Below are 23,508 nucleotides of genomic sequence, written 5' to 3' on the forward strand. Positions count from 1 at the left end.
CACAACACTCGCGTTGTGACTGGAGTTAACCCGATTGCTCTTCCGATCTGAGGCGGGACGGCGACGGCCCCCGGAGGCGGGACGGGGGCGGACCCCGGAGGCGGGACGGGGGCGGACCCCCGGGGCGGGCCGGGGGCGCGCCCCGGAGGCGGGACGAAGGCGCCGGCCGGCGACGGTTCGGCGGCGAAGCCGGTGGCCGGGCGGGCGATCCACTCGCCGGTGAGTCCGGCGCCCGGGTCGGGCGGGGTGCTGCTCAGGGTGGTGCCGGTCGCCTTGTGGCCGGTGGTCATGCCGTGCGTCCAGGACGGCAGCCGGGTCTCCCGGGGCCCCGTTCGAGGGGTCCGGAGCCCGGGCCGCGCGGTGACGACGGTGGGGACGTACGTGGGGGTGGTGCGCCCGGAGACGATCCGGCGGCCCAGTTCCCGTGCGTCGTAAGGGCGTTGCTCCGGGCGTTTGGCGAGCAGGTCGAGGATCACCTGCTCGAACCAGCCGGGCAGTTCGGGGCGGTGGGTGCGCGGCGGGGCGGGCCGGGTGTCGCGGTGGCCGACGAGGACGGCCCAGGCGTCGTCGAGGTCGAACGGCGGTGCCCCGGTGGCGATCTCGTACAGCACGCAGCCCAGCGAGTACAGGTCGCTGCGCGGGTCGACCTCGGTGCCGCCGATCTGTTCCGGTGACATGTAGTGCGGGGTGCCCATGGCGATGCCGGTGCCGGTCAGCCGGGGGGTGAGGCCGATGTCGTGGCCGAGGCGGGCGATGCCGAAGTCGCAGAGTTTCACCGTGCCGTCGGTCAGCCGCATGATGTTGGCGGGTTTGAGGTCCCGGTGCACGATGCCCTGCTGGTGGGTGTAGGCGAGGGCGGCGGCGACCTGTTCGGCGATGTCGACGACGTCCCCGACGGGCAGCGGATGGTGCTTGTTGTCCTCCAGGAGCCGGCTGAGGTCGCGGCCGTCGAGCAGTTCCATCACCAGGTAGAGGACGCCGTCGGACTCGCCGAAGTCGTGGACGACGGTGACCCCGCGGTGCGAGAGCCCGGCGGCCACCCTCGCCTCGCGGCGGAACCGCTCGCGCAGCACGCGGGTGAACGCCTGGTCGTGGTGCGGGCCGAGCGGTTTGAGGCACTTCACGGCGACCTGCCGGCCGAGGGACTCGTCGCGGGCCCGCCACACCTCGCCCATCCCGCCCCGCCCGATCAGGTCGAGCAGCCGGTACCTCTCCTGGACCAGCCTGCTGTCAGCCATCGCGCGCCGTCGCCCCCCGTCGCCTCCAGCTCCGCCCGTTCCCGGCCGTAACGGTGCGACCGCGCCGAACCGGCCGAATCCGGGCCCCCTGGACGACCAGTATGGCGGTCTAGGTCCCGACTTTGTACGGTGCCGGGCGCGCGGCCGGGCCGAGCCTCGCCATGGCCCGCAGAATGTGTTTGGGCGGGAGTTGCCAGCGCAGACGTGCGGGAACACAGCGCAAGGCGGTGCCGGTGGCACGCAGTCGCCGGGTGACGACGGCCGGTTCGGGGGCCGGGGCGCCGTACAACTCGTGGGCGTACGGGGGCAGAGCGGCGTACGCCAGGTGGGCCACGCGCCGCCACAGCACCTCGCGCGCCGGTATCAGCAGCGGGTGCGTCGGCGGCCGGCGCAGGAAGTCGTACACGTCGCGCGCGTCGGCCCCGGCGGCGAGGAGCGGGCGGGTCTTCTCGAAGTAGGCGGTCAGCTCCTTCCGGTCGGCGGGTACGGTCGCGGGATCGAGGCCCACCAGGCGGGCGCTGACCCGGTGTTCGGCGAGGTAGCGGTCGGCCTGGGCGTCGGTGAGCGGGAAGCCGGAGCGGCGGACCACGTCCAGGTAGGAGTCGATCTCCGCGCAGTGCACCCACAGGAGGAGTTCGGGTTCGTCCACGCCGTAGCGCTCGCCGGTGTCGGGATCGGTCGCCCCGAGCATGCTGTGGACCTTCCGGATCCGGGCCCCGGCGCGCTCGGCGGCCTCCGTGGTGCCGTAGGTCGTGGTGCCGACGAAGTTCGCGGTCCGCATCAGGCGGCCCCAGGCGTCCCGCCGGAAGTCGGAGTTCTCCATCACCCCGCGGACCGCCCGCGGGTGCAGGGCCTGGAGGTAGAGCGCGCGGATCCCGGCGACCCACATCATGGGGTCGCCGTGCAGTTGCCAGGTCACGGAGGCCGGGGTGAACAGCCCGGGGTCGGCACCCATGCGGGCAGGCTACCGCCGTACCCGCGGCATCCCCAGTCCGATCCAGGAGATGATCTCGCGCTGGATCTCGTTGTTGCCGCCGCCGAAGGTGAAGATGACCGCCGAGCGGTAGCCGCGTTCCAGGTCGCCGTGGAGGACCGCGCCGGCCGAGCCCTCCTTCAGCGGGCCCGCCGCCCCGGCGATCTCCATGAGCCAGGCGTAGGCGTCACGGCGGGCCTCGGAGCCGTAGACCTTGACCGCGGAGGCGTCCTGCGGGGTGAGGGTGCCGTCCTGGACGGCGCTGACCATCTGCCAGTTGAGGAGCTTCATGGCGTCGAGGCGGGTGTGGGTCTGCGCGAGGCGGCGGCGCACCCAGGGCAGGTCGACGACCCGGCGGCCGTCGGCGAGCTTGGTCTCCATGGCCCAGCGCTGCACGTCGCGCAGGGCACGGATGGCCATGGTGCCGTGGGCGGCGAGGGTGACGCGCTCGTGGTTGAGCTGGTTGGTGATCAGCCGCCAGCCCTGGTTCTCCTCGCCGACCCGGCGGGAGACGGGGACGCGGATGTTCTCGTAGTAGCTGGCGGTGGTGTCGTGCGAGGCGAGGGTGTTGATGAGGGTGCAGGAGTAGCCGGGGTCCGTGGTCGGCACCAGGAGCATGGTGATGCCCTTGTGGGGCGGGGCCTCGGGGTCGGTGCGGGTGGCGAGCCAGACCCAGTCGGCGGTGTCGCCGTTGGTGGTCCAGATCTTCTGGCCGTCGACGACGTACTCGTCGCCGTCCCGGACGGCCCTCGTCCGCAGGGCCGCGAGGTCGGTGCCGGCGTCGGGCTCGCTGTAGCCGATGGCGAAGTCGATCTCACCGGCGAGGATGCGGGGCAGGAAGTACGACTTCTGCTCCTCGGTGCCGAACTGCATGATCGTCGGGCCGACGGTGTTGAGCGCCATCAGCGGGAGCGGGACGCCCGCCTGGGCGGCCTCGTCGAAGAAGATGAACTGCTCCATCGCGGTCAGCCCGCGCCCCCCGTACTCCTCGGGCCAGCCCACGCCGAGCCAGCCGTCCGCGCCGAGCCGCCGGAGGGTCTCGCGGTAGAAGCGTTTCTGCGCGGCGGGGTCGGCGTAGCGGGCGTACGCGTTGTCCGGCACCAGGCCGGCGAAGTAGGCGCGCAGCTCGGTGCGCAGCCGCTGCTGCTCGGGCGTGTGGTCGAGGTGCACGGCGCCTCCAGGCTCCCGACGGGCGGTCCTGACGGCGCACACCGTAGAACGTGTTCCAGAAATAGGGAATGGCGGTGCGACCGTCTCTCACCTGGCGGCGGTCAGCCGAGCACCGCGATGAAGTCCGCGCACGCTCTGGCGCACGCCCGGCAGGCGTCCGCGCTCTTCTCGGCCCCGGGCTGGGTGTCGAAGGCCTGGGCGCACTCGAGACAGATCGCCCGGCACCATTCGAGCTGGACGCGCAGGCCGGTCTCGTCCCTGCCGGTCTCCTCGGTCAGCGCCCGGCAGGTCGCGTCGCACACCTCGGCGCACATGATGCCCTTGCGGCGCACCTGTTCCGTCCGGGCGGCCCCGCCCGGGTCGAGCACGCCGGCACGCAGCGCGCACGCCCGGGCGCATTCCGTGCAGGCCAGCGCGCACGCGAACCGGTCCTCCAGGAACCGGTACAGCTCCTGCTGGGAAGTCTGCTGTGTCACCCGGGCCGGGTAGCCGGGCGGACGGTGCGGCAAACACCCCGGAGCCCAGGGGTTCCGGCCGTCCACGGCACCACCGGCCGGCCAGGGTGCCGCCACGCGTCGCGGACTGCGCTCGATCAGTCACCCATCACGTCCGGTTCGCACCATTCTGGGCGGGTATCCCCTTGCTATGAGTACGGTATCGATGCAGCAGCTGGCCGCTCCCAGCGGCCTGATGAGTCTCGCGCTCTTCCTGGTGGCCATGGCCGTGCTGGCGATGCTGGCCGGCGGCTTCTGGCTGGGCAACCGGGTCAAGTACCACGAGTCGGACCGGCCGCGCCCCGAGGAACAGCCGAAGCTGCCACCGGAGGGCGCGGTGCACGAGGTCCTGGAGAACCGCGAGTCGGAGGAGATCCCCCAGATCCCCAAGGGCGGCCGTCCGCTCACCCCGTACGAACTGGGCAACCAGCAGACCAGGCCGAGCACGTCGAAGGACCGGCCACGCTGGAGCAAGGGCTCCAGCGGCTCGTTCGGCGGCGGCGGCCTCGGCGCCCACTGACCGCCCGCTCATCCGGCCCGCTACTCCCCGGCGACCCCCCGGCCCGCGTCGAGACGTCCGACGTGGGCCACGTTACCGAGGTCCTCGGCGTCCTGGCTCGGCACGGCCGCGAACCAGGCGTCGAGGATCTCCTTGAGCACCGGCTGCGAGGTCAGCCGCAGGCTCAGGGCGAGCACGTTGGCGTCGTTCCAGCGCCGGGCGCCGTCGGCGGTGTAGGCGTCGGCGCACAGGGCCGCGCGCACGCCCGGGACCTTGTTCGCGGCGATCGCGGCACCGGTGCCGGTCCAGCAGCAGACGACCGCCTGGTCCGCGGCACCGGCGGCCACGTCGCGGGCGGCCGCCTCCGAGCAGACCGCCCACCGGGGATCGGCCCCCGGGTCCAGCGCGCCGTACACGCGCACCTGATGGCCCCGGCGGCGCACCTCCTCGACGAGGAGGCGGGCGACGGGTTCGTCCATGTCCGAGGAGACGGAGATCTTCACACCGCTTCACGTTACGCGTCGACCCCGGGGACTTCGTCCTCCCCTCGGGGTTTGACAGCGACGCCCCGCCTCCACCATGCTTCCATTAATTCATTAGCACAAGCATGGTGGAACCGAGGAAGGCGACGTTGATCGACTACCGGATCGACCGTGGCAGCGGCGTACCGGCCTACGTGCAGATCGTCGAGCAGACCGAACGGGCGCTCAGGATGGGCACCTTGCGGGTCGGCGACAAGCTGCCCACGGCCAAGGAGGTGGTGGCGGCCACCGCCATCAACCCCAACACCGTGCTGCGCGCCTACCGCGACCTGGAGCAGGCCGGCCTGGTCGAACTCCGCCGCGGTCTCGGGACCTTCGTGACGCGGTCACTCGCCCGGCCCGACGCGGCGGACGACTCGCCGCTGCGTCGCGAGGCCACCGCATGGGTGACCCGCGCCCGGGCGGCGGGGCTGGAGCGGGCCGACGTGCTCGCCCTGGTCACGGCCGCCCTGGACGCCTACGACGACCAGCACGACGGCACGACCCCGGGCCACCGGGGCCGGCAGAAGGAGGACGCATGACCGGGCCTGACGCCTCGGCCGCGCTGTGCGCCACGGGACTGGGGCTGCGGTACCGCAGACGGGGCGCATGGGCCCTGCGGGACTGCGAGTTCACCGTGCCCCGCGGCCGGGTCACCGCACTCGTCGGACGCAACGGCGCCGGCAAGAGCACCCTGCTGCACCTGGCCGGCGGGCTGCTGCGGCCCGACGCCGGGGAACTCCGGGTGCTGGGCACCGTTCCCGGTACGGCCGGGTCCCGCGCCCGGGTCGCGCTGCTCACCCAGGACAAGCCGCTCTACCCGCGGCTCACCGTGGCGGACACCCTGCTGATGGGCGAGAAGCTGAACTCCTCGTGGGACCGGGCGACCGCCGAGCGGATCGTCCGCGAGGGCGGCATCCCGCTGCGCGCCCGGGTCGGCGACCTGTCCCCCGGCCGGCGCACGCGCGTCGCGCTCTCCCTGGCCCTGGGCAAGCGGCCCCGACTCCTGCTCCTCGACGAGCCGTTGGCCGACCTCGACCCGGTGGCACGCGGCGAGATCATGGCCGAGCTGATGGCCGAGGCCGCCGAGCACGCCACGGACATCGTGCTGTCCTCGCACGTCCTGCCGGAACTGGAGGAGACCTGCGACTGGGTCCTGGTCCTGCGGGACGGTCGCGTCGCGTTGTGCGAGGACGCCGACGCACTGCGCCGCAGCCATGCCGTGCTGACCGGGCCCGCCGGCCAGGCCGACGCCCTGACCGGACAGCACACCGTCGTGAACAGCCGTACCGGCGGCAGACAACTGACCGCCCTGATAAGGCGGCACGGGCCGGTGCGCGGTGACTGGCACGTCGCACGCCCCGCGCTGGAGGACGTCCTGATCGGCTACCTCCAGTCCGGCGAACCCGCCTCTCCCGCCGCCGCTCCCGCCGAGCGGACGGGGGCGGCCGCGTGAAGGGCTCCCTCTGGCTCGCATGGCGCCAGCACCGCGTACCGGCCGGCATCGGCGCGGCCGCGCTGCTGGTCGCCGCGGCGATCGCCTCGTACTCGCGCTCGGGCATGCTGGACGCCCTGCACAGCGGGCTCTTCGACCACTGCCCCACCGGGCCGCTGTACTGCACCCGCTCCGGCACCGGCCTGCCCCTGCTGCTGGACGTCGGGCCACTGCGCTACCTGGGGGCGCTGAACATCGCCCTGCCCGTCCTCATCGGCGTCTTCTGGGGCGCCCCGCTGCTGGGCCGCGACCGGGAACTCGGCACCCACCGCATGATCCTCGCCCAGGGCGTGAGCCGAGGCCAGTGGTTCACCTCCCGGTTCGCGCTGGCCGCGGTGACCACGACGGCCCTGTCCGGCCTGCTGGCGGGGGTGTTCGCGTGGTGGTGGCGGCCGGCCGCCGACCGGAGCTACGGACTGTTCTGGTACGACGACGCGGCCCTGAGCGGCTCGGGCCCCCGCGTCGTGGCGGCCGCCCTGTTCGGCCTGGCGGCCGGTACCCTGCTCGGCCTGCTGACCCGCCGGGTGCTGGCGGCGATGGGCCTGACCCTGCTGGCGACGGGGGCGACGACGCTCCTGCTGGAGTGGACGCACCACACCCGGCTGCTGGTCCCGCCGCACACCTACGTCAGCGCCGGCAGCGTCCCCAAGGCGCCGATGGGCGAGAAGTGGTCGACCGGCACCTACGGCCTGATCACCGCCTCCGGCCGCCACGACGACGTGCTGAACTGCCCCTATCCCTCGGGCGCCCAGCTCAGGGAGTGCATGGCGGCGCACGGGTACGTCGCCCGCTTCTACGAGGCCAGTCCGGCCGGTGACTACTGGGCGTTCCAGTGGACCGACACCGCCGTCCTGGGCGGCCTGGCCGTGCTGCTCACGGCCGCCACCGTGCTGCTCCTGCGCCGCCGCGTCTGACCGCGGCGCCCACCACCCGCTTCCTTCCCTCCCCCTTCCGCCCCCGACGGGGATCACCTTGCGCACGGAGGTCGCTTCGCCATGCCGTCCGACATACCCGCCGGGGGGCCGTCGCCCGGACCGCGGCCGAACGGGCCGGCCCGGCTGGCCGCGGTGGACGGGCTCCGCCTGGTCGCGGCCCTGATGGTGGCCGCGTACCACTTCCTCGGAACCCCCACCCCGCACTTCTGGGGACGGACCGAACTGCGTGACCTCGCACCGTTCCTGCACGAGACCAGCCGCTACGGCTGGCTCGGGGTCGAGTTCTTCTTCGCCATCAGCGGGTTCGTCATCTGCATGAGCTGCTGGGGACGGACGCCCGGACAGTTCACCGTCTCCCGCGTGGCACGGCTCTTCCCCGCCTACTGGTGCGCGGTGCTCCTCGTCGTCGGGCTCGTCCTCGTCTCACGACTGGGTCACCGGCCCGCCGCCACCCGGGTCGACCCCCGCACCGTCGTCGGAAACCTGACGATGGCTCCGGGGCCCCTGGGGCTCGACCTGGTCGACGGAGTCAGCTGGACGCTCTGGGTGGAGGCCCGTTTCTACCTGCTGACGGCCGTACTGCTGGTCTTCGGGCTGTCGTACCGGCGGGTGGTGGCCTGCTGCGCGGCCTGGCTCATGGCCGGTGTCGTCGCCCTCGAACTGCACTCACCACTGCTGGACGAATTCGTACTGCCCCGGTACACCGGCCTGTTCGTCGCGGGAATCGTCCTGTACCTCATGCACAGGTTCGGGCAGAGTCTCCTGCTGTGGCTGCTGCTGGGCTTCGCCTGGTCCTACGAACTCACCGTGCTCGAACTCCGGGTGGCCGACCACGCCACCGTGCCTCCGGGTGAGAGCCGCCCCTCCTGGGCCGTGTGCGCGGCCGTGCTCACGGTCTGCCTCGGGCTGCTGGCGCTGGCCGGGGTGCAAGGCCCCCTGGCGAGGCTGCGATGGCGCCCGCTGGTCACCGCGGGCGGACTCACCTACCCGTTCTACCTCGTCCACCAGAGCATCGGAATTCCGTTGGCCAAAGGTCTGATCCGGGCTTTTCCGACGCTGGGGCCGCTGCCCTCGATGGCGGTGTCCGTCGGGTGCGTGCTGGGGCTGTCCCTGCTCGTCCACACCGCGGTGGAGCGCCCGCTCGGGCGCCTGCTGAGGCATCGTCTGACGCTCGATGCGCGGGTACGGGACCTGGGCGCGAAGCCGGTCCTGACCCGCGCCCGCTGACGCGCAACTCCTCTCCTGGAAAGGTCTCCCGTGCCCCTCACCAGACGCAAAAGACGCATACTCGTCGCCGCCGTGACGGCGGTGGCCGCCGCCCTGGCCGTCGCGCTGACCCTGGCCCTGACGGTCACCACCTACGACCACACCTCACCGCGCGCCGCCCGCGACAAGGCGACGGGAACGGTGCGGGGCGCCGTCGACTGCCGCAGGGCGAAGTGCGTGGCCCTCAGCTTCGACGGCGGTCCCAGCCCGACGACCCCGAGGCTGCTGGACATCCTGAGACAGGACCACCTGCACGCCACGTTCTTCGTGCAGGGCAGGGGCCACATCGCGAAGTACCCCGGCATCCTGCGCCGGATGGCGGCCGAGGGGCACGAGATCGGCAACCACACCTGGACCCACCCCAGGCTGACGGAGATCTCCGCGGCCGACGCCCGCCGGGAGCTGACCCGGACCCAGGACGCCATCGAGCGGATCACCGGCACCAGGCCCGTCCTCATGCGTCCCCCGCAGGGCCGCACCGACCGCAAGGTGGCGAAGGTCTGCCGGGAGCTGGGGCTGGCGCAGGTGCTGTGGAGCGTCACGGCCAAGGACTACGAGACGACCGACTCGGCCCTGATCACCAGAAGGGTGCTGGACCAGACCCGCCGCGACGGCATCATCCTGCTGCACGACCTGCACAAGGGGACCGTGCCCGCCGTCCCGGGGATCATCAAGGCACTCGAGGCACGCGGCTACACCATCGTCACGGTGTCGCAGCTGCTGGCCCCCGCCGAGCCGGAGCCGGGCATGGTCTACCGGCCCTGAGGAGGGTGGGCCGGTGCTCGGCCCGTCCCGTCGGCCGGCCGCGCCGCCGCCGCGTCCGTACGGGCCTCGATCGCGGTGAGCACCGAGGACATGTCGAGGCGGCCGTTGCCCAGCCGTACGCTCTCGCCGTACAGGTCGCCGCTCAGGTCGAGCAGCGGCGTGGCGAGGCCGGCCGCGCGGGCGGCGTCGGCGATGAGCCGGGTGCTGGCGTAGGCGTCGGCGGTGGCCGCCTGCACGGTGAAGTCGTGGGCGGCGAGCATCGGCACCTTGACCCGGGTCACCCCGCTGCCCAGCTGGCCGGAGTCGACCACGGACCGGAAGGTCTCCAGGTCCAGGCCCTGCCGCTGGGCGAAGTGCACGGATTCGGCCAGCGCCGCGATCGTCGTGGTCAGATACAGGTTGACGGCCAGTTTCATCAGTACGCCGGAGCCGGCCGGCCCGCAGTGGACGGCCTCCCGGCACATCGGTGCGAGCAGCGGCCGTACCTCCGCCACGGTCTCCGGATCGCCGCCGAGCATCGCGACCAGTTCGCCCGCCTCGGCAGGCTTGCGCGACCCGGACACCGGCGCCTCGACGAACCGTCCGCCCGCGGCCCGGACGTCGGCGGCGAGGCCGCGCGCGTACTCCGGGGACGTCGACCCCGTCGACACCACGACCCGGTCGGCGACGAGCTTCTCGAACCCCGGGCCGCCCCGGCCCAGCACCGTGTCCGTCACCTCCTCGTCGAGGAGCATGACGATCACGACACGCGCGCGTGCGAACACCTCCTCGACGCTCGCCGCGACCAGCGCCCCGGCCGCCCGCAACGGCTCCGCCCGTTCCGGCGTCCGGTTCCAGACGACGAGCGGGGTTCCGGCCCGGGCGAGGTTGAGCGCCATGGGCTGCCCCATCACACCGAGTCCGACGAAGCCGTACATCGGGGCGTCGGGGGTGTCGGCGACGTGTGTCATCGTCGTGACTCCTGCTCTCTCGGCGAGCGGTGCGGACACGCGGGAACCATCCGCACTGTACGGTGCGGGAGCGCCGGTCCACCCCGGCCGCCGCCGCGCGGCCACGGCTCCCCACGTCAGCCAGTGGCAGACGCTCATCGGGAGGCTGCGTCCCCTCGGCCGGCCCCTGCCCTTCCGGCGGCTCGGCCGCGACCGCGACGCGGCCGCCCTCGTGGCTCCGCCGTCCAGACCGCTCCACCGTCCTCGTGGCTCGGTCACCCCCGTCGCTCAGCCGTCTCCCTCGCCCGGCCGTTGCCCCGATCGGCTCAGGTGCGGCGCGCCTCAGGCGTGCGGGAGACCGGCGGTGCAGGATCCAGGGAACGGCGGCGGTCCCGGGACGGGCCGCCCGGCACCGCCCCACCGTGTGAAGAGGTCCGGCCATGCAACGCTTCGACGACCCGCTCCTCACCCTCCCCCTCGGTGTCACGCCGGCGGCGGCGTGACCGGCGGACCGGGCGGCGGACGCTACGGCGAGGCGGTCTTCCGGCCCGAGCAGGCGGGCGAGGGCGAGCGCATCGACTTCGGGGCCCTCGCCTACGACGACATCACCATGGCACGGCTGCGAGCGCTCGGGGTCGGCCCCGGATGGCGCTGCCTCGACGTGGGCGCCGGCACCGGCACGGTCGCCCGCCGGCTGCTCGACGAGGCCGGGGTGGAGAGCGTGCTCGCCGTCGACCGCGACGTGCGGTTCCTTCCGGGGCGGCCCGGGCTCGACGTGCTGGAGACCGACATCACCGCCGCGCACGCCGTCCGCGGCCGGTTCCGGCTCGTGCACGCCAGGTTCGTGCTGATGCACCTGGGCGAGCACGAGCGTCTGATCACGACGCTGGCCGAACTGGTCGAGCCCGGCGGGGTGCTGGTGCTCAGCGACGCCGTCGACGTGACGAACGACCGGACGCCGGACACGCCGTACACCGTCGCGATGCGGGCGATGTGGCAGGGGCTGCGGGCGACCATCGGCACGGACGTCTCGCGGGTGCCGTCGTACCCACAGCTGCTGCGCGGGGCCGGGCTGCTGCCGGTCGCCGCCGAACTGCACGTGCCGCCGCTGCTGCCGGGCAGTCCCCTCAGCCGTTTCTGGGCGGACACCTGGGAGCGGAGCCGGTCCGCGATGGTGGCCACCGGCCTGGTCGACGACGCGGCCGTCGACGCGGCGATCCGCTACCTGTCCTCCGACGAGTGCGCCGCGCTCTCCGCCGGCATGCTGACCGCCTGGGGCCGGAAGCCCTCACCGACGGTCGCATGACAGCGCGGTCAGCGTGCGGTCGCATCTGACATGATTGCCGTCGACCGAGCGCCCACCGGGAGAAGTCATGCCACCAGAGAAGGGACGCGGCAGGAGCGGTGCCGCTCCCCGCAGTGTCGACGTGGCCCGGCTCGCCGGTGTCTCCCAGAAGACCGTGTCCCGGGTCTTCAACGACGAGCCGTACGTCTCCGACGACGTACGCCGTCGTGTTCTCCACGCCGCCGGACAACTCGGCTACCGGCGCAACAACGCCGCCCGGGCGCTGGCGTCCGGACGCACCCGCTCGATCGGCGTGGTGACGCTCGGCACCGCCCTGTACGGTCCCGCCTCGCTGCTCATGGGCGTCGAGCGGGTCGTCCGGGACACCGGCTACGCGCTGCGCGTGGTCAACACGGTGGAGGGCGACCCGGCGGGCCTCTCGGGCGCCGTGGATTCGCTCCTCGACCAGGGCGTGGACGGCATCGTCATCTCCGAACCCATCGACGAGCACCGGGGCGGCGCGGACACCTCGCTGCGGGTCGACGTCCCGGTGCTCGTGATCGGCGCGCCGCCGCCGGTCACCGCGCCCACCGTGCTGACCGCGGGCGACGGCGCCGACCTGATGGCCCACACGGCCACCGAACACCTGCTGTCCCTGGGGCACCCGACGGTCCACCATCTCGCCGGTCCGCAGCGCTGGTACGCGGCGCGGTACCGGCTGGAGGGGTGGCGCTCCGCCCTGACCGCCCAGGACAGGACCGTGCCCCCGGTCGTCACGGGCGACTGGTCGGCCGCGTCCGGGTACGCGGCGGGCCGGGCGTTCGCCGCGGACGACTCGGTCACCGCCGTCTTCGCCGCCAACGACGACATGGCCATCGGCCTGATCCGGGCCCTGGCGGAGGCAGGGCGGCGGGTGCCGGAGGACGTCAGCGTGGTCGGCTTCGACGACATCCCGGTCGCCGCCTATGTGACTCCCCCGCTCACCACGGTGCGTCAGCCTTTCGACGCGGTGGCCCAGGAGGGCCTGAAACGTCTGGTGCACGCCATCGAGAACCCGGCGGCGGACCCCCTGCCGGCGAGCGGGCCGCCGGTCGACCTCGTCGTCCGCGCCTCGACCGCGCCACCGCCGGGCGAAGCCGCCGCCCCCTCGAAATGAGCTCCCGGCAGACCGCGAGACGTCTCTGTCCGCACGGTCCCGACGGCATCTGCGCAGAAGCACCACACAGGCTGCACACTGCCTGGCCAAAGGCTCGCTAGCGTTCTGGCCGTTCGATCCCACGTGCGAACGAGACCAGGCCACGGCCCACGCGCCGTCGGCGCAGTCGAGTCAGGAAGACCGCGGATGGACTACTGCACCTTGTGCCGTCGGCACCTCAACGGCGCCCTGGTGTGCCCCGGATGCGGCGCCTACGCCCCGGACATCGCTCCCCGCGGCTCCGCGGCGGCTCCCGCGACCACCGGTACGGCGGCCTGGCGGTCGTCTGCCGAGGACACCTGGCACGACGGCGAGGACACGCACCCCGAGGACACGCACACCGAGGACACGCACACCGAGTCGGCGACCGGGGAGACAGCGGAGGACCCGTACGGCGGGCCGGACGCCGCTTCCTCCGCTCCGACCGTGCCGCTCGGCCGGGCGGCACGGCGCCGTCAGCGGGCCCGCTGGAAGAAGAACCAGCGCCGGGCCGTGGTGGCCACCGCGGTCGCCCTGGTCGGCGGCGGTCTCACGGTCGCCTCCATGAACGGGCAGGCCACGAACCGCGCGCAGGCGGCCACCGCCCCGGACCACTCGCCCATGGGAGCCGTGGACGGCCAGGCCACCCGACCCACCGCGGCGGCACCGGCCCCGACCGGCCGGCACCGGGCCCCGGACCGCACGACGGAGGCCCGCCCGGTCACGGCGAACACACCGCGGGAGCAGATCACGGGCGTGCCGCGGGCCACGGGAGCACACCGTCAGGACACCGCCGCCTCGCCGCGGCCCATGACGGCGTCCGCCGCACAGGCCCAGTCCGCCACCACGTCCGGCACGTCCACCACGTCGGGCCCCTCCACCGCGTCCGGCACGTCCGGGTCCGGCTCCGCCGCCTCGTCGGCGCCGGCGGCCACCTCCGCCCCGGCCGCGCCCGCCGCCGACAGCACACCGGCGTCGCCGGCGAACCCCGCCCCGGCCGCGACCTCGCCCTCGCAGCTCTGCCTGCTCGTCCTCTGCGTCGGCTGACGAAGAGGCCACCGGGGAGGCGAGCGGGGCGGCGTCCCCGGCGGATGGCGGGCGTACTGCTCGTCGGCCGACGCGTCACCTGTGTCGGTCTGCTGCGAGCGCAATAGACCTGCTGCAAGCGCAGTAGACGCAAGTGTCTGCGGTCGGCCGATGACGAGAGAGCCGGGAATTGGGAGCGTGGCCGGGTGCCGGGGTGCCCGGCCCATGACGCTCCTCGGAAAGGCCCGTCTATGTCCCCACTCGCCCGCTGGTGCCACCGCCACCGGCTCGTCGGGATCATGTTCGGCCTCTCCATGGACTACCAGGTCCTGCTGGTCAACCGGATGCGCGAGGAGTGGGCCCACACCGGGGACGGAGTTCGGCGTGAGCCTCGCGGTGGCGGTCGCCCTGCCCCGTCACCTGGACCGCGCGCTGCCCCGGATCTCGGTGGCAGGGCCGTCCGAGGAGCCGGCGTCCCGACCCGGGCCGGGACGGGAGCCGCCGACCGCCGGTCTGCCGCGCCGACGTCGGCTCACCGGCGGCACGGCCCCGCCGGGACCGTGCCGCATAGTGAAGGGATGCAGGTGCAAGACGTGTGTCGGCAGTGGTTCGCCGGCCATGAACGCGCGCGGGACGCGCTCCCGGCCGTCCTGGTGGTGCTCGTCGCCGCGGCGGCGAGCGCCGCGGCGGACGGCGGGTCCGGCTGGCACACACCCCGGGCAGGCCTGGTGGCGTGGACGGCTCTGGCCTGTCTGCCGCTGGTCGTCCGCAGCCGATGGCCGCTGCCGGTCGTCCTCGTCACGCTGGCCGTCGATCTCACGCACCTGGTCCTGGCCCCGGGCTTCTCCCTGGCCCCGGCGGCGAGTCTGGTGGCCCTGTACACCTTCGCCACCCGCACCGGACGGCGTGCCGCCTGGACCGCCGGTCTGGCCGCCTCCCTCGCGATCACGGTGGTCTACGCGCTCGGCCGGTCCGTGTCGCCGCTCGCCGGGGACAGTCTGCTCCGGTTCGACCTGGCCATCGCGGCCACCGCGCTGGGCGACGCCGTCCGCAGTCGCCGTCTTCGGCTCGCCGAGGCCGAGGCGCGGGCGGAACGCGCCGAACGCACCCGGGAGGCGGAGGCCCGCCGCCGGGTCACCGACGAGCGCATCCGCATCGCCCGCGAACTCCATGACGTGGTCGCCCACCACATCACCCTGGTCAACGCCCAGGCCGGGGTGGCGCACCATCTGATGCGCACCGATCCCGACCGGGCCTACCAGGCGCTCGCCCACATCAAGGACAACAGCCGCAGCGCACTCGACGAGCTGCGGGCCACCGTCGGCCTGCTGCGCCAGCCCGACGACGCGCCCGACTCCCGGCTCCCGCTTCCCGGCCTCGCAGACCTCGACACCCTCGTCGGCAGTGTTCAGGCAGGCGGCATGCCGGTGCGGATCGAACGGACCGGCCTGCCCCGGCCGGTGGCGGCGACCACCGAACTGACGGCCTACCGGATCATCCAGGAAGCCCTCACCAACACCCACAAGCACGCCGGAGCCGCGCAGGCGCTGGTGGCCCTGGACTACGGGGCCGACACCCTGCGCGTCACCGTCACCGACGACGGGCGTCCCGGCCGGGCCAAGGGCCCGGGCACCGGGCACGGCCTGATGGGCATGCACGAACGGGCCGCCGCCATCGGCGGCAGCGTCACCGCCGGGCCCCGGCCCGAGGGCGGCTTCCGGGTCCACGCGGAACTCCCCCTCACCCTCGCCCCCGACCACGGGTCGAAGCCGCTCGCCCCGAAAGGCCCTCAATGACCATCCGCGTCCTGCTCGCCGACGACCAAGCACTGCTGCGCGGCACCTTCCGGCTCCTCATCGACGCGCAGCCGGACATGGAGGTCGTCGCGGAGGCGTCGAACGGACGTGAGGCGGCGGAGCTGGCCCGGTCCGAGCGGGCCGACGTGGTGGTGATGGACATCCGGATGCCCGAGGTAGACGGCATCGAGGCCACCCGGCGCATCGGCCAGGACGAGGACCTGGCCGGAGTGAAGGTGCTCGTCCTCACCACCTTCGAGGTGGACGAGTTCGTCGTGCAGGCGCTGCGGGCCGGGGCGAGCGGCTTCCTCGGCAAAGGCGTCGAACCGGCCCAGCTCCTCGACGCCGTCCGCCTCGTCGCGGCCGGCGAGGCCCTGCTCTCTCCGGCGGCGACCAGAGGCCTGATCACCAGGTTCCTCTCCCAGCCCTCCCCGGGCGCCCTCGCCGACCCGAAGCGGCTCGCCGCCCTCACGCCCCGGGAACGCGAGGTCATGACGCTGGTGGCCGCGGGCCTGTCCAACGACCAGATCGCCGAACGCCTGTTCGTCGCCCCGGTGACCGTCAAGACCCACGCCAACCGGGCCATGGCCAAACTCGGCGCCCGCGACCGCGCCCAACTCGTCGTCATCGCCTACGAGACCGGCCTGGTCCGCGCCGGGGAGAGCCAGGTCTGAGCCGCACGGTCACTCCTGCGCGATCGCGAAGACGTCGAGGGTGTGGTGTGCCGCTTTCCCGCGCGTTGCCGAGCCGCCGGGTCACACGTCTCTGCGCCTTCAGGGGAACAGCGGCCACCGGATGTGGTTCGCTGCTGGGGTGACTCAGGACTTGGAGATCGTCGCGTTCGCGTCCGCCGAGGCGTTCCAGGAATGGCTCGGCGAGAACCACGCCGTCTCGCCCGGCATCTGGCTCAAGCTGCGCAAGAAGGGCCCCGGAATCGTCGCGCTGGACTACCCCCAGGCGCTCGACGCGGCACTCTGCTACGGCTGGATCGACGGCCAGAAGGCCAAGCTCGACGACGAGTGGTGGCTCCAGCGGTTCACCCCGCGCAAGCCGCGCAGCAAGTGGTCCAAGATCAATCGGGACAAGGCCGCCTCCCTGATCGAGCAGGGCCGGATGCGTCCGCCGGGGCAGGCCGAGGTCGACCGCGCCAAGGCGGACGGCCGCTGGGAGGCCGCCTATGACGGCGTGAAGACCGCCACGGTGCCGGAGGACCTCGCGGCGGCCCTGACCGCCGACCCGGCCGCTGCCGAGTTCTTCGAGACACTCGACCGGCAGAACCGCTACGCGATCCTGTACCGGATCCAGGACGCCAAGAAGGCCGAGACCCGGGCGCGCCGGATCGAGAAGTACGTGGCGATGCTGGCGAAGGGCGAGAAGCCGCACCCGTAGGCACGCGTCAAAGAGGGACCTGGGAGGGCTTCGCGTCACAGGTGACCTTCGCTGCCGCAAGCCCGATACTTTCAAGGGACGGGACGAACGACCACCTCAGCGCCAGGATCGACAACGCTCGCGAGGAGACACCCATGAAGATGTTGATCAACGTTCCGGAGACCGTGGTGGCGGACGCGCTGCGGGGGATCGCGGCGGCGCATCCCGATCTCGCCGTGGACGTGGAGAACCGGGTGATCGTACGGCGGGACGCCCCCGTCGCCGGGCAGGTGGCGCTCGTGTCGGGCGGGGGGTCCGGGCACGAGCCCCTGCACGGCGGGTTCGTCGGTCCCGGGATGCTGTCGGCGGCCTGCCCCGGTGAGGTGTTCACGTCCCCGGTGCCGGACCAGATGGCCCGGGCTGCCGCGGCCGTGGACAGCGGGGCCGGGGTGCTGTTCATCGTGAAGAACTACACCGGTGACGTGCTCAACTTCGACATGGCCGCCGAACTCGCCGAGGACGAGGGCATCCAGGTCGCGAAGGTCCTCGTCAACGACGACGTGGCGGTCACCGACAGCCTCTACACCGCCGGCCGGCGGGGCACCGGCGCGACCCTGTTCGTGGAGAAGATCGCCGGTGCCGCCGCCGCCGAGGGACAGCCACTGGAGCGGGTGGAGTCCATCGGGCGCCAGGTGAACGAGAACTCCCGCAGTTTCGGTGTCGCGCTGAGCGCCTGCACCACCCCGGCCAAGGGCACCCCGACCTTCGACCTGCCGCCGGGCGAGCTGGAGTTGGGCATCGGCATCCACGGCGAGCCGGGCCGGGAGCGGCGGGCCATGATGACCTCGGGCGAGATCGCCGACTTCGCGGTCAACGCCATCCTGGAGGACATGACCCCGCGTCGGCCGGTGCTCGTCCTGGTCAACGGCATGGGGGCGACCCCGCTCCTGGAGCTGTACGGGTTCAACGCCGAGGTGCAGCGGGTGCTCGCCGAGCGCGGCGTGAGCGTGGCGCACACCCTCGTCGGCAACTACGTCACCTCCCTGGACATGGCCGGTGCGTCGATCACCCTCTGCCAGGTCGACGAGGACCTGCTGCGGCTGTGGGAGGCGCCGGTGCGGACGGCGGCCCTGCGCTGGGGGATGTGAGCGAGCACCGGAACCGACCCGCATCCGTATCGCACCAGTACCGCACGCAAGGAGATCCCGTGCTCGACGCCGATTTCTTCCGCCGCTGGATGGCGGCGACCGCCACGTCCGTCGACCGCGAGGCCGAGCGGCTCACCGCCCTCGACTCGCCGATCGGGGACGCCGACCACGGCAGCAACCTCCAGCGCGGCTTCAAGGCGGTGGTGGCCGCGCTGGAGAAGGACTCGCCCGGCACTCCGGGTGCCGTGCTGACGCTCGCCGGGCGCCAGCTGATCTCGACGGTGGGCGGCGCGTCCGGGCCGCTGTACGGCACGCTGCTGCGCAGCACCGGCAAGGCGCTCGGCGACGCGGCCGAGGTCAGTGAGGCGCAGTTCGGCGAGGCCCTGCGCGCGGGGGTGGACAAGGTGATGGCGCTGGGCGGAGCCGCTCCCGGGGACAAGACGATGATCGACGCCCTGGTACCGGCCGTCGACGCGCTCGCGGACGGCTTCGGTGCGGCGCGGGCCGCGGCCGAGGAGGGTGCCGTGGCGACGACTCCGCTACAGGCGCGCAAGGGCCGGGCCAGTTATCTCGGGGAGCGCAGCATCGGTCACCAGGACCCGGGCGCCACCTCGTCGGCGCTGCTCGTCGCCGCGCTCGAGGAGGCGGCCGGTGAGTGACGGCAAGCTGGTGGGGATCGTCCTGGTGTCGCACAGCGCCGAGGTGGCGGCTTCCGTGGCGGAACTGGCCAAGGGGCTGGCGGGTGGTGCCGTCGAGGTGCCGGTCGCCGCGGCCGGTGGCACCGAGGGCGGCGGGCTCGGCACCAGTGCCGAGCTGATCGCGGCCGCCGCCCTGTCCGTGGACCGGGGTGCGGGGGTGGCCGTCCTGACCGATCTGGGCAGCGCGGTGCTGACCGTGAAGGCGCTGCTCGCCGAGGGCGACGAACTCCCGGACGGCGCCCGCCTGGTGGACGCCCCGTTCGTGGAGGGCGCGGTCGCCGCGGTCGTCACGGCGGCCGCCGGGGCCGACCTCGACGCCGTGGCGGCCGCGGCCGCCGAGGCGTACACCTACCGCAAGGTCTGAGAAGGTCCGACGGGAAGGTGACGGCCTTCTAGGACAGGCCGTCCGCCACGACGGTGAGGGCCGAGCGCATGGTCTCCATGAGTTCGGCCTCCGCCGTGGCGGGGTCGGACGTCCCGTCGGCCGCGCGCCACGCGTGGTGTTCGACGGCCGCGCGCAGGGCCGCGTTGAACATGGCGGCCTGGATGGCGGGCCGCAGATCGTCGGCGGGCAGCCCGGCGCGCGCGGCGAGGGCCCGGGCGAACGCCGGTTCGGCCTCGTCGTAGGTCTGGAGCCATTCCGCGCGCAGGCCCGGCTCGGTGCGGGTCAGCCGGACCAGGGCGCCGACGGTGGCGCGGTCGGGGCCCCGCACCAGCCGGTCGTCGTCGGCCACGGCGCTCTCGAATGCCTCCGTCAGCGGGCGGCCGGGCCGCCAGGCGCGCAGGCCGTCGGCGACCACCTCGACACCGGCCGCGAACAGCGGTCGTACGCAGGCCTCCTTGCTCGGGAAGTAGCGCCACACCGTGCGCGCCGAGACCCCGACCGCCTGGCCGATCTGCTCGCCCGTGGTCGCGGTCACGCCCTGGGCGACGAACAGGTCCACCGCGGCGCGGGCGATCTCCAGTCTGATCTCGGCCTTGCGCTCCTCGGTCAGGGGCGGCCGTCCGGTGCGTCCCCCTGCTGTGGTCATCTGCCCCTCCGGTTCCGGTGCCTGGTCCCGGAATTCTCTCCGAGGAACGGGAGCGGCGGAAGTTTTCGGCCATGACTTTATGTCACTCGGCGACATTAAGTCGTAGGGTGGGGGCGACACTGGGCGCCGAGCGCCCCTGAAACACACGATGGGAGCACCACAGGTCTCCGAGCCCGAGGAACAGGCGGCGGCGATCGTCTTCCTCGCCTCGGACGCGGCGAGCAGCATCAACGGCGCGATCCTGCCGGTGGACAACGGCTGGGCGGCCGTCTGACCCCGGCACCGGGAACACCGGCGGGAGGCGCCGGCGCCCGAGCCTCAGCCGCCGTCGGTGAACCGAGCGGCCAGGCGCTCCCCCTCCGCCTCCGCCGTCTCGCGGTTCTCGATGGGGCTGATCTCCGAGTCCCGGAAGACGATGTACGTCACGCCGGAGGGGACCCCGCCGGACCGCGGGTCGGCGTTCACGTCCAGCCCCTTGGCGGTGGCGTACGACGCCTCACCGATGATGTCGCGCGGTCCCGTGTCGCCGACGACGGCGTACTGGACCCGTCCCTTGTAGATCACCGCGGCGACCGCCCCGCCCCGGATGCCGTACGCCCGGGGGTCCCAGCGGCGGCTGGGGCCGGGTACGACGACGTAGGGGAGCTTCTCCGCGTTCAGATGGCGGCCGTCGGACTGCTGGAAGGCGGTGGCGGCGGAGAACGCGGGGTCGGCGGCGCGGTTGCAGTGGGCGGTGACCCGGCCGTCGCAGTCGATGTCGAGATCGGCCTTCCAGAAGACGGCCCGGTCGGTGCCGCACACGGGGACGGTGGCGGCGGTACCGGCGTCGGTGCGGTAGCGCCCCCTGGACACCTGGGTGCAGTCACGCACCCGGGCCAGCAGATCGGTGGCGGTGATCCGGTGCCGGTCGCCGTGGGCGGTGAGCGAGGCGGCGGGGGTGGGCAGCGTGGTCGGGCTGAGCAGGGCGGCGCCGGCCGCGGCCAGCGTCAGCGTCTGGACACGCACGATGAGGGACCCTCTCCGTGGGGGACATGGAGTCAACCGGTCCAATTTGAGGGGGTCCCGGCGCCCGGGCCAGCAGGTGCGGGCCTTACAGGGCCGTACGGAGCAACGAACTGACACCCCGTGAGAGTCCGTCAGGCGCCGGGGCCCCTGGGCCGGTGTCGGCCCGGGCGGCCCCGGCCGCCCGCGTCGGCGCGGGATCAGCGACGACAGCGTTCCGCGCCACGGGCTCGAACTCACCTGCTCACTCGGGGAGTTCGGCCGCAGTGTGCTCAGCATACGTAACGCCTCCCGGCCGTGCGCACCACGGGCCCCTTGCCGACGGCGTCCCGGGCGGTCCATATTGGTCCGGACCATTGCCGCTGCCGTCCCGGGAGGCGGAACCGTGCGTCGTGTCGTCGTCGTGGTCTGCGCCCTGCTGTGGGTGACGTCCTGCGGCCGGGGCGGGGCCGCCGACGGTGACAGCGGCAGGCTGCCCGGCGCTCCGGGCGGGGTCACCGCGGTGGCCGGCAGCGCCACCAGCGTGCACGTCATGTGGAACGCGCTGCCGGACGGTTCGGGGGTCCGCGCCTACCGGGTGTACCGCGGCACCACCGAGGTGGCAGAGGTACCGGGGTCGCAGCACATGGTGGACGTCACCAGGCTCAGGCCGTCCACCGGGTACGCGTTCACCGTGCGGGCCCGGGGCGCCGACGGCAGCCTCGGCCCGCGCAGCCGCGAGGTGCGGGCGACCACACCGGCGTCGGTGGCGGCGGACCGGTCGGCGCCCACCCGTCCGGTGCGACCGGGCGGACGCGCCGTGGGCAGCCGAGCGGCGCAGCTGTCCTGGGGTGCCTCGACGGACGACCGGGGGGTGTCGTCGTACGACATCTACCAGGGCGATGCGAAGATCCACAGCGTGGGCGGGAACCAGACCGCGACCGTGGTCACGGGACTGCGTCCGGGCACCCGCTACGTGTTCACGGTCCGGGCCCGGGACGCGGCCGACAACGTCTCGCCCGCGAGCGCGGCGGTGCGCCTGACCACGCCGGGCGGCGACGACGGCCGGGACACCGCGCCGACCGGGTTCACCGCCGGGACGCACGAGGAGGGCGGGGCGTACTACCTCGATCTGGCCTGGGACCCACCGCACGTCGACGGAGTGGTCACCGAGTACCAGGTACGTCTCGACGCAGGGACGACCACCTCGCTGGTGTGGGGCGGGACCCCGCCGACGGGCCGCTCGGCCTACAGTTTCTATGTGGGGCGGGAGCACGGGGTCGGGCACCGGGTGCGGTTGCGGGCGCGGCTCCCGGACGGCACCTGGGGCGGCTGGTCGGCGGTGCGGTCGGTGACGGCGGGGGCCTGACCCGCATTCCGGCCTGGGCCGGACGGATGAAGAGATCACCTGACCGGGCGTCTGCGCGTGCGGGGCGGACCGGGGCGGCTTTCGCTGAGTCCGAGGCAGCACGGGAGTTCCCCGACCCTCGGCGGCGCACAGGGACGTTCCGCCAACCGTGCCGCCGGAGGGCAGCCCATGCGCACTACCCGACTTCTCCTCCGCTCCGGCCTGACCCTGGCGGCCGCCGCCGCGCTCCCGGCCTGGCTCGCGGGGCCGTCCGCCGCCGTCTCGGGCATCTCGGTGAGCACCAGCGGCACCACGGTCTCGGTGGTCACCAGCGCCTGTACCCAGAACAACGGCAGCTGGGGCAACGCCTCGCTGCTCAACAGCAGTCAGAGTTCCTTCGCCCAGGGGCGCCAGGTGGCCCTGGCGGGCACCACGGTGAGCCAGTCGGCCGCCTGGTCCGGCGTGTCGCCGGGCACCTACACGGTGGTCGTCGTCTGCTCCAACGGTGGCACGGCGGGCAACCAGTCGGTGATCGTCTCGGCCCCCGCCGCGCCCACGACCTCCTCGACCACCAGGTCGGCCGCGCCCTCACGGGGCGTGATGGGCGGTCTGGGCGGCGCCGCGCGCGACTACGGCCCGCTGACGCTGGGCGTCGGAGCGGCGCTGGTCGGCTCGGGGGTCATCGCCACCGGCTGGTACCTGCGCAAGCGCTCGAAGCCGTACCGGCTCTGACGCGGCTCAGCGGTCGGGGAGTTCGCCGAACTCCCCGATCGCGCGGGTGAGCCACTGCGTCCAGAAGGTCTCCAGGTCGATGCCGGCCCGCAGCACCAGGTGCCGCAGCCGGTCCTCCGGGCTGTCCTTGCCCGGCGGGAAGTCGCGCCGCTCGATCTCCTCGTACTCCTCCAACTGGCGCTGATGCAAAGCCAGATGACGACGCAGGTCGGTTTCGAGGCCGGCCGTGCCGACCACCGCAGCCGCGCGCAGGCGCAGCAGCATGACGTCCCGGACCGGCTTGGGGTCCTGGGCCGCGGCGGTCCACCGGGCCAGTTCGGCGCGGCCCGCGGGCAGGACCTCGTAGCTCTTCTTCTGCCCGCGGGCCGGCTGCTCGGCCGGCAGGGTGCGGATGTGGCCCTCGGCCTCCAGTTTTCCCAGTTCGCGATAGATCTGCTGGTGCGTGGCCGACCAGAAGTACCCGATCGACTTGTCGAACCTGCGGGTCAGCTCAAGCCCCGACGACGGCTTCTCGAGCAGGGCGGTGAGGATCGCGTGCGGGAGTGACATGGACTCATCCTAGGGACGGGGCCAAGGCCCTTCTGATGGATCTCCGACGCCGCGGAGATCCATCAGAAGGGGCCCTAGAGGGCGGCC

The 23,508-nt window shown here is 73.3% G+C and carries 26 protein-coding genes and 1 pseudogene; 18 read left to right on the top strand and 9 right to left on the bottom strand.

Features of this window, described 5'->3' with window-relative positions; translation table 11 throughout:
• The 4 genes from AB0958_RS39075 to AB0958_RS39090 form a co-directional block, all read right to left on the bottom strand.
• On the bottom strand, positions 1-1,238 hold a 1,238-nt coding region (locus AB0958_RS39075), incomplete at its 3' end, for a serine/threonine-protein kinase (protein ID WP_366895230.1).
• Positions 1,239-1,347: 109 nt separating this feature from the next.
• Positions 1,348-2,193 (bottom strand): oxygenase MpaB family protein, encoded by an 846-nt coding sequence (locus AB0958_RS39080; protein ID WP_366895231.1) that lies wholly within the window; start codon positions 2,191-2,193, stop codon positions 1,348-1,350.
• A gap of 9 nt (positions 2,194-2,202) precedes the next feature.
• The gene (locus AB0958_RS39085; RefSeq protein WP_366895232.1) at positions 2,203-3,381 is read right to left on the bottom strand and encodes an acyl-CoA dehydrogenase family protein; all 1,179 of its coding nucleotides are present in this window, start codon (positions 3,379-3,381) and stop codon (positions 2,203-2,205) included.
• A 101-nt stretch (positions 3,382-3,482) separates the two neighbouring features.
• Positions 3,483-3,857, bottom strand: a complete 375-nt coding sequence (locus AB0958_RS39090) for a ferredoxin (RefSeq protein ID WP_366895233.1) — start codon at positions 3,855-3,857, stop codon at positions 3,483-3,485.
• Between the two features lie 169 nt (positions 3,858-4,026).
• Between AB0958_RS39090 and AB0958_RS39095 the strand changes: the two genes are divergently transcribed.
• Entirely contained in the window at positions 4,027-4,395 is a 369-nt protein-coding gene (locus AB0958_RS39095; protein ID WP_366895234.1) for a DUF6479 family protein, read from the top strand.
• Between the two features lie 20 nt (positions 4,396-4,415).
• Here AB0958_RS39095 and AB0958_RS39100 read toward each other — a convergent pair whose 3' ends face one another.
• Positions 4,416-4,877 (bottom strand): RpiB/LacA/LacB family sugar-phosphate isomerase, encoded by a 462-nt coding sequence (locus AB0958_RS39100; protein ID WP_366895235.1) that lies wholly within the window; start codon positions 4,875-4,877, stop codon positions 4,416-4,418.
• Positions 4,878-4,981: 104 nt separating this feature from the next.
• Between AB0958_RS39100 and AB0958_RS39105 the strand changes: the two genes are divergently transcribed.
• From AB0958_RS39105 to AB0958_RS39125, 5 genes are all read left to right on the top strand, one after another.
• The gene (locus AB0958_RS39105; RefSeq protein ID WP_366895236.1) at positions 4,982-5,437 is read left to right on the top strand and encodes a GntR family transcriptional regulator; all 456 of its coding nucleotides are present in this window, start codon (positions 4,982-4,984) and stop codon (positions 5,435-5,437) included.
• Positions 5,434-6,351: an ABC transporter ATP-binding protein gene (locus tag AB0958_RS39110; protein WP_366895237.1), complete on the top strand. Its 918-nt coding sequence runs from the start codon at positions 5,434-5,436 to the stop codon at positions 6,349-6,351. Before AB0958_RS39105 ends, AB0958_RS39110 begins: the two co-directional genes overlap by 4 nt.
• On the top strand, positions 6,348-7,304 hold the full coding sequence (locus AB0958_RS39115) for a transporter (protein ID WP_366895238.1): 957 nt from the start codon (positions 6,348-6,350) through the stop codon (positions 7,302-7,304). The genes AB0958_RS39110 and AB0958_RS39115 overlap by 4 nt, the downstream gene beginning before the upstream one ends.
• Before the next feature lie 81 nt (positions 7,305-7,385).
• Positions 7,386-8,552: an acyltransferase gene (locus AB0958_RS39120; protein WP_366895239.1), complete on the top strand. Its 1,167-nt coding sequence runs from the start codon at positions 7,386-7,388 to the stop codon at positions 8,550-8,552.
• Between the two features lie 30 nt (positions 8,553-8,582).
• Entirely contained in the window at positions 8,583-9,356 is a 774-nt protein-coding gene (locus AB0958_RS39125) for a polysaccharide deacetylase family protein (protein ID WP_366895240.1), read from the top strand.
• On the opposite strand, the gene AB0958_RS39130 is transcribed toward AB0958_RS39125, so the two are convergent.
• Positions 9,344-10,306 carry an NAD(P)-dependent oxidoreductase gene (locus AB0958_RS39130; RefSeq protein WP_366895241.1) on the bottom strand — a complete coding sequence of 321 codons (963 nt, stop codon included), beginning with the start codon at positions 10,304-10,306 and terminating at the stop codon, positions 9,344-9,346. The genes AB0958_RS39125 and AB0958_RS39130 overlap by 13 nt on opposite strands.
• A 478-nt stretch (positions 10,307-10,784) precedes the next feature.
• On the opposite strand from AB0958_RS39130, the gene AB0958_RS39135 reads away from it, so the two are divergent.
• The 9 genes from AB0958_RS39135 to AB0958_RS39175 all read left to right on the top strand — a co-directional run bounded on the left by AB0958_RS39135 (position 10,785) and on the right by AB0958_RS39175 (position 19,144).
• Positions 10,785-11,591 carry a methyltransferase domain-containing protein gene (locus AB0958_RS39135; RefSeq protein WP_366895242.1) on the top strand — a complete coding sequence of 269 codons (807 nt, stop codon included), beginning with the start codon at positions 10,785-10,787 and terminating at the stop codon, positions 11,589-11,591.
• Positions 11,592-11,658: 67 nt separating this feature from the next.
• The gene (locus AB0958_RS39140) at positions 11,659-12,726 is read left to right on the top strand and encodes a LacI family DNA-binding transcriptional regulator (protein WP_366895243.1); all 1,068 of its coding nucleotides are present in this window, start codon (positions 11,659-11,661) and stop codon (positions 12,724-12,726) included.
• A gap of 186 nt (positions 12,727-12,912) precedes the next feature.
• Positions 12,913-13,791 (top strand): hypothetical protein, encoded by an 879-nt coding sequence (locus tag AB0958_RS39145; RefSeq protein ID WP_366895244.1) that lies wholly within the window; start codon positions 12,913-12,915, stop codon positions 13,789-13,791.
• Between the two features lie 557 nt (positions 13,792-14,348).
• Positions 14,349-15,566, top strand: coding sequence for a sensor histidine kinase (locus AB0958_RS39150; protein ID WP_366895245.1), 1,218 nt, complete (start codon positions 14,349-14,351; stop codon positions 15,564-15,566).
• Positions 15,563-16,240, top strand: a complete 678-nt coding sequence (locus AB0958_RS39155; RefSeq protein WP_366895246.1) for a response regulator transcription factor — start codon at positions 15,563-15,565, stop codon at positions 16,238-16,240. Before AB0958_RS39150 ends, AB0958_RS39155 begins: the two co-directional genes overlap by 4 nt.
• 121 nt (positions 16,241-16,361) lie before the next feature.
• Entirely contained in the window at positions 16,362-16,955 is a 594-nt protein-coding gene (locus tag AB0958_RS39160; protein ID WP_366895247.1) for a YdeI/OmpD-associated family protein, read from the top strand.
• A 134-nt stretch (positions 16,956-17,089) separates the two neighbouring features.
• Entirely contained in the window at positions 17,090-18,082 is a 993-nt protein-coding gene (gene dhaK / locus AB0958_RS39165) for a dihydroxyacetone kinase subunit DhaK (RefSeq protein WP_366895248.1), read from the top strand.
• A gap of 59 nt (positions 18,083-18,141) precedes the next feature.
• Positions 18,142-18,741, top strand: a complete 600-nt coding sequence (gene dhaL / locus AB0958_RS39170) for a dihydroxyacetone kinase subunit DhaL (protein WP_366895249.1) — start codon at positions 18,142-18,144, stop codon at positions 18,739-18,741.
• The gene (locus AB0958_RS39175; RefSeq protein WP_366895250.1) at positions 18,734-19,144 is read left to right on the top strand and encodes a PTS fructose transporter subunit IIA; all 411 of its coding nucleotides are present in this window, start codon (positions 18,734-18,736) and stop codon (positions 19,142-19,144) included. The genes dhaL and AB0958_RS39175 overlap by 8 nt, the downstream gene beginning before the upstream one ends.
• A gap of 28 nt (positions 19,145-19,172) precedes the next feature.
• Here the strand turns inward: AB0958_RS39175 and AB0958_RS39180 are convergent, their stop codons facing one another.
• Complete coding sequence (locus AB0958_RS39180; protein WP_366895251.1) at positions 19,173-19,811, bottom strand: helix-turn-helix domain-containing protein; 639 nt, start codon at positions 19,809-19,811, stop codon at positions 19,173-19,175.
• A 160-nt stretch (positions 19,812-19,971) separates the two neighbouring features.
• Between AB0958_RS39180 and AB0958_RS39185 the strand changes: the two are divergent.
• Positions 19,972-20,085: pseudogene (locus tag AB0958_RS39185) on the top strand (SDR family oxidoreductase); the annotation flags it as partial.
• A 44-nt stretch (positions 20,086-20,129) separates the two neighbouring features.
• Here the strand turns inward: AB0958_RS39185 and AB0958_RS39190 are convergent.
• On the bottom strand, positions 20,130-20,816 hold the full coding sequence (locus AB0958_RS39190; protein ID WP_366895252.1) for a glycoside hydrolase family 75 protein: 687 nt from the start codon (positions 20,814-20,816) through the stop codon (positions 20,130-20,132).
• A gap of 382 nt (positions 20,817-21,198) precedes the next feature.
• On the opposite strand from AB0958_RS39190, the gene AB0958_RS39195 reads away from it, so the two are divergent.
• Both AB0958_RS39195 and AB0958_RS39200 read left to right on the top strand, forming a co-directional pair.
• Complete coding sequence (locus AB0958_RS39195) at positions 21,199-22,161, top strand: fibronectin type III domain-containing protein (RefSeq protein ID WP_366895253.1); 963 nt, start codon at positions 21,199-21,201, stop codon at positions 22,159-22,161.
• A gap of 168 nt (positions 22,162-22,329) precedes the next feature.
• Positions 22,330-22,872, top strand: a complete 543-nt coding sequence (locus AB0958_RS39200; protein WP_366895254.1) for a hypothetical protein — start codon at positions 22,330-22,332, stop codon at positions 22,870-22,872.
• 6 nt (positions 22,873-22,878) lie between these two features.
• Here AB0958_RS39200 and AB0958_RS39205 read toward each other — a convergent pair whose 3' ends face one another.
• Positions 22,879-23,421 carry a PadR family transcriptional regulator gene (locus AB0958_RS39205; RefSeq protein WP_366895255.1) on the bottom strand — a complete coding sequence of 181 codons (543 nt, stop codon included), beginning with the start codon at positions 23,419-23,421 and terminating at the stop codon, positions 22,879-22,881.
• Positions 23,422-23,508: the final 87 nt, after the last annotated feature.

The organism is Streptomyces sp. NPDC006655 (assembly GCF_040703965.1).
Classification (GTDB): Bacteria; Actinomycetota; Actinomycetes; order Streptomycetales; family Streptomycetaceae; genus Streptomyces.

Coding starts and splice junctions, on each gene's coding strand:
- AB0958_RS39095 (WP_366895234.1), top strand. CDS start 4,027: ATGAGTACGGTATCGATGCAGCAGCTGGCCGCTCCCAGCGGCCTGATG.
- dhaK (WP_366895248.1), top strand. CDS start 17,090: ATGAAGATGTTGATCAACGTTCCGGAGACCGTGGTGGCGGACGCGCTG.
- AB0958_RS39105 (WP_366895236.1), top strand. CDS start 4,982: ATGGTGGAACCGAGGAAGGCGACGTTGATCGACTACCGGATCGACCGT.
- AB0958_RS39080 (WP_366895231.1), bottom strand. CDS start 2,193: ATGGGTGCCGACCCCGGGCTGTTCACCCCGGCCTCCGTGACCTGGCAA.
- AB0958_RS39145 (WP_366895244.1), top strand. CDS start 12,913: ATGGACTACTGCACCTTGTGCCGTCGGCACCTCAACGGCGCCCTGGTG.
- AB0958_RS39200 (WP_366895254.1), top strand. CDS start 22,330: ATGCGCACTACCCGACTTCTCCTCCGCTCCGGCCTGACCCTGGCGGCC.
- AB0958_RS39120 (WP_366895239.1), top strand. CDS start 7,386: ATGCCGTCCGACATACCCGCCGGGGGGCCGTCGCCCGGACCGCGGCCG.
- AB0958_RS39180 (WP_366895251.1), bottom strand. CDS start 19,811: ATGACCACAGCAGGGGGACGCACCGGACGGCCGCCCCTGACCGAGGAG.
- AB0958_RS39110 (WP_366895237.1), top strand. CDS start 5,434: ATGACCGGGCCTGACGCCTCGGCCGCGCTGTGCGCCACGGGACTGGGG.
- AB0958_RS39155 (WP_366895246.1), top strand. CDS start 15,563: ATGACCATCCGCGTCCTGCTCGCCGACGACCAAGCACTGCTGCGCGGC.
- AB0958_RS39140 (WP_366895243.1), top strand. CDS start 11,659: ATGCCACCAGAGAAGGGACGCGGCAGGAGCGGTGCCGCTCCCCGCAGT.
- AB0958_RS39150 (WP_366895245.1), top strand. CDS start 14,349: ATGCAGGTGCAAGACGTGTGTCGGCAGTGGTTCGCCGGCCATGAACGC.
- AB0958_RS39160 (WP_366895247.1), top strand. CDS start 16,362: ATGTGGTTCGCTGCTGGGGTGACTCAGGACTTGGAGATCGTCGCGTTC.
- AB0958_RS39130 (WP_366895241.1), bottom strand. CDS start 10,306: ATGACACACGTCGCCGACACCCCCGACGCCCCGATGTACGGCTTCGTC.
- AB0958_RS39205 (WP_366895255.1), bottom strand. CDS start 23,421: ATGTCACTCCCGCACGCGATCCTCACCGCCCTGCTCGAGAAGCCGTCG.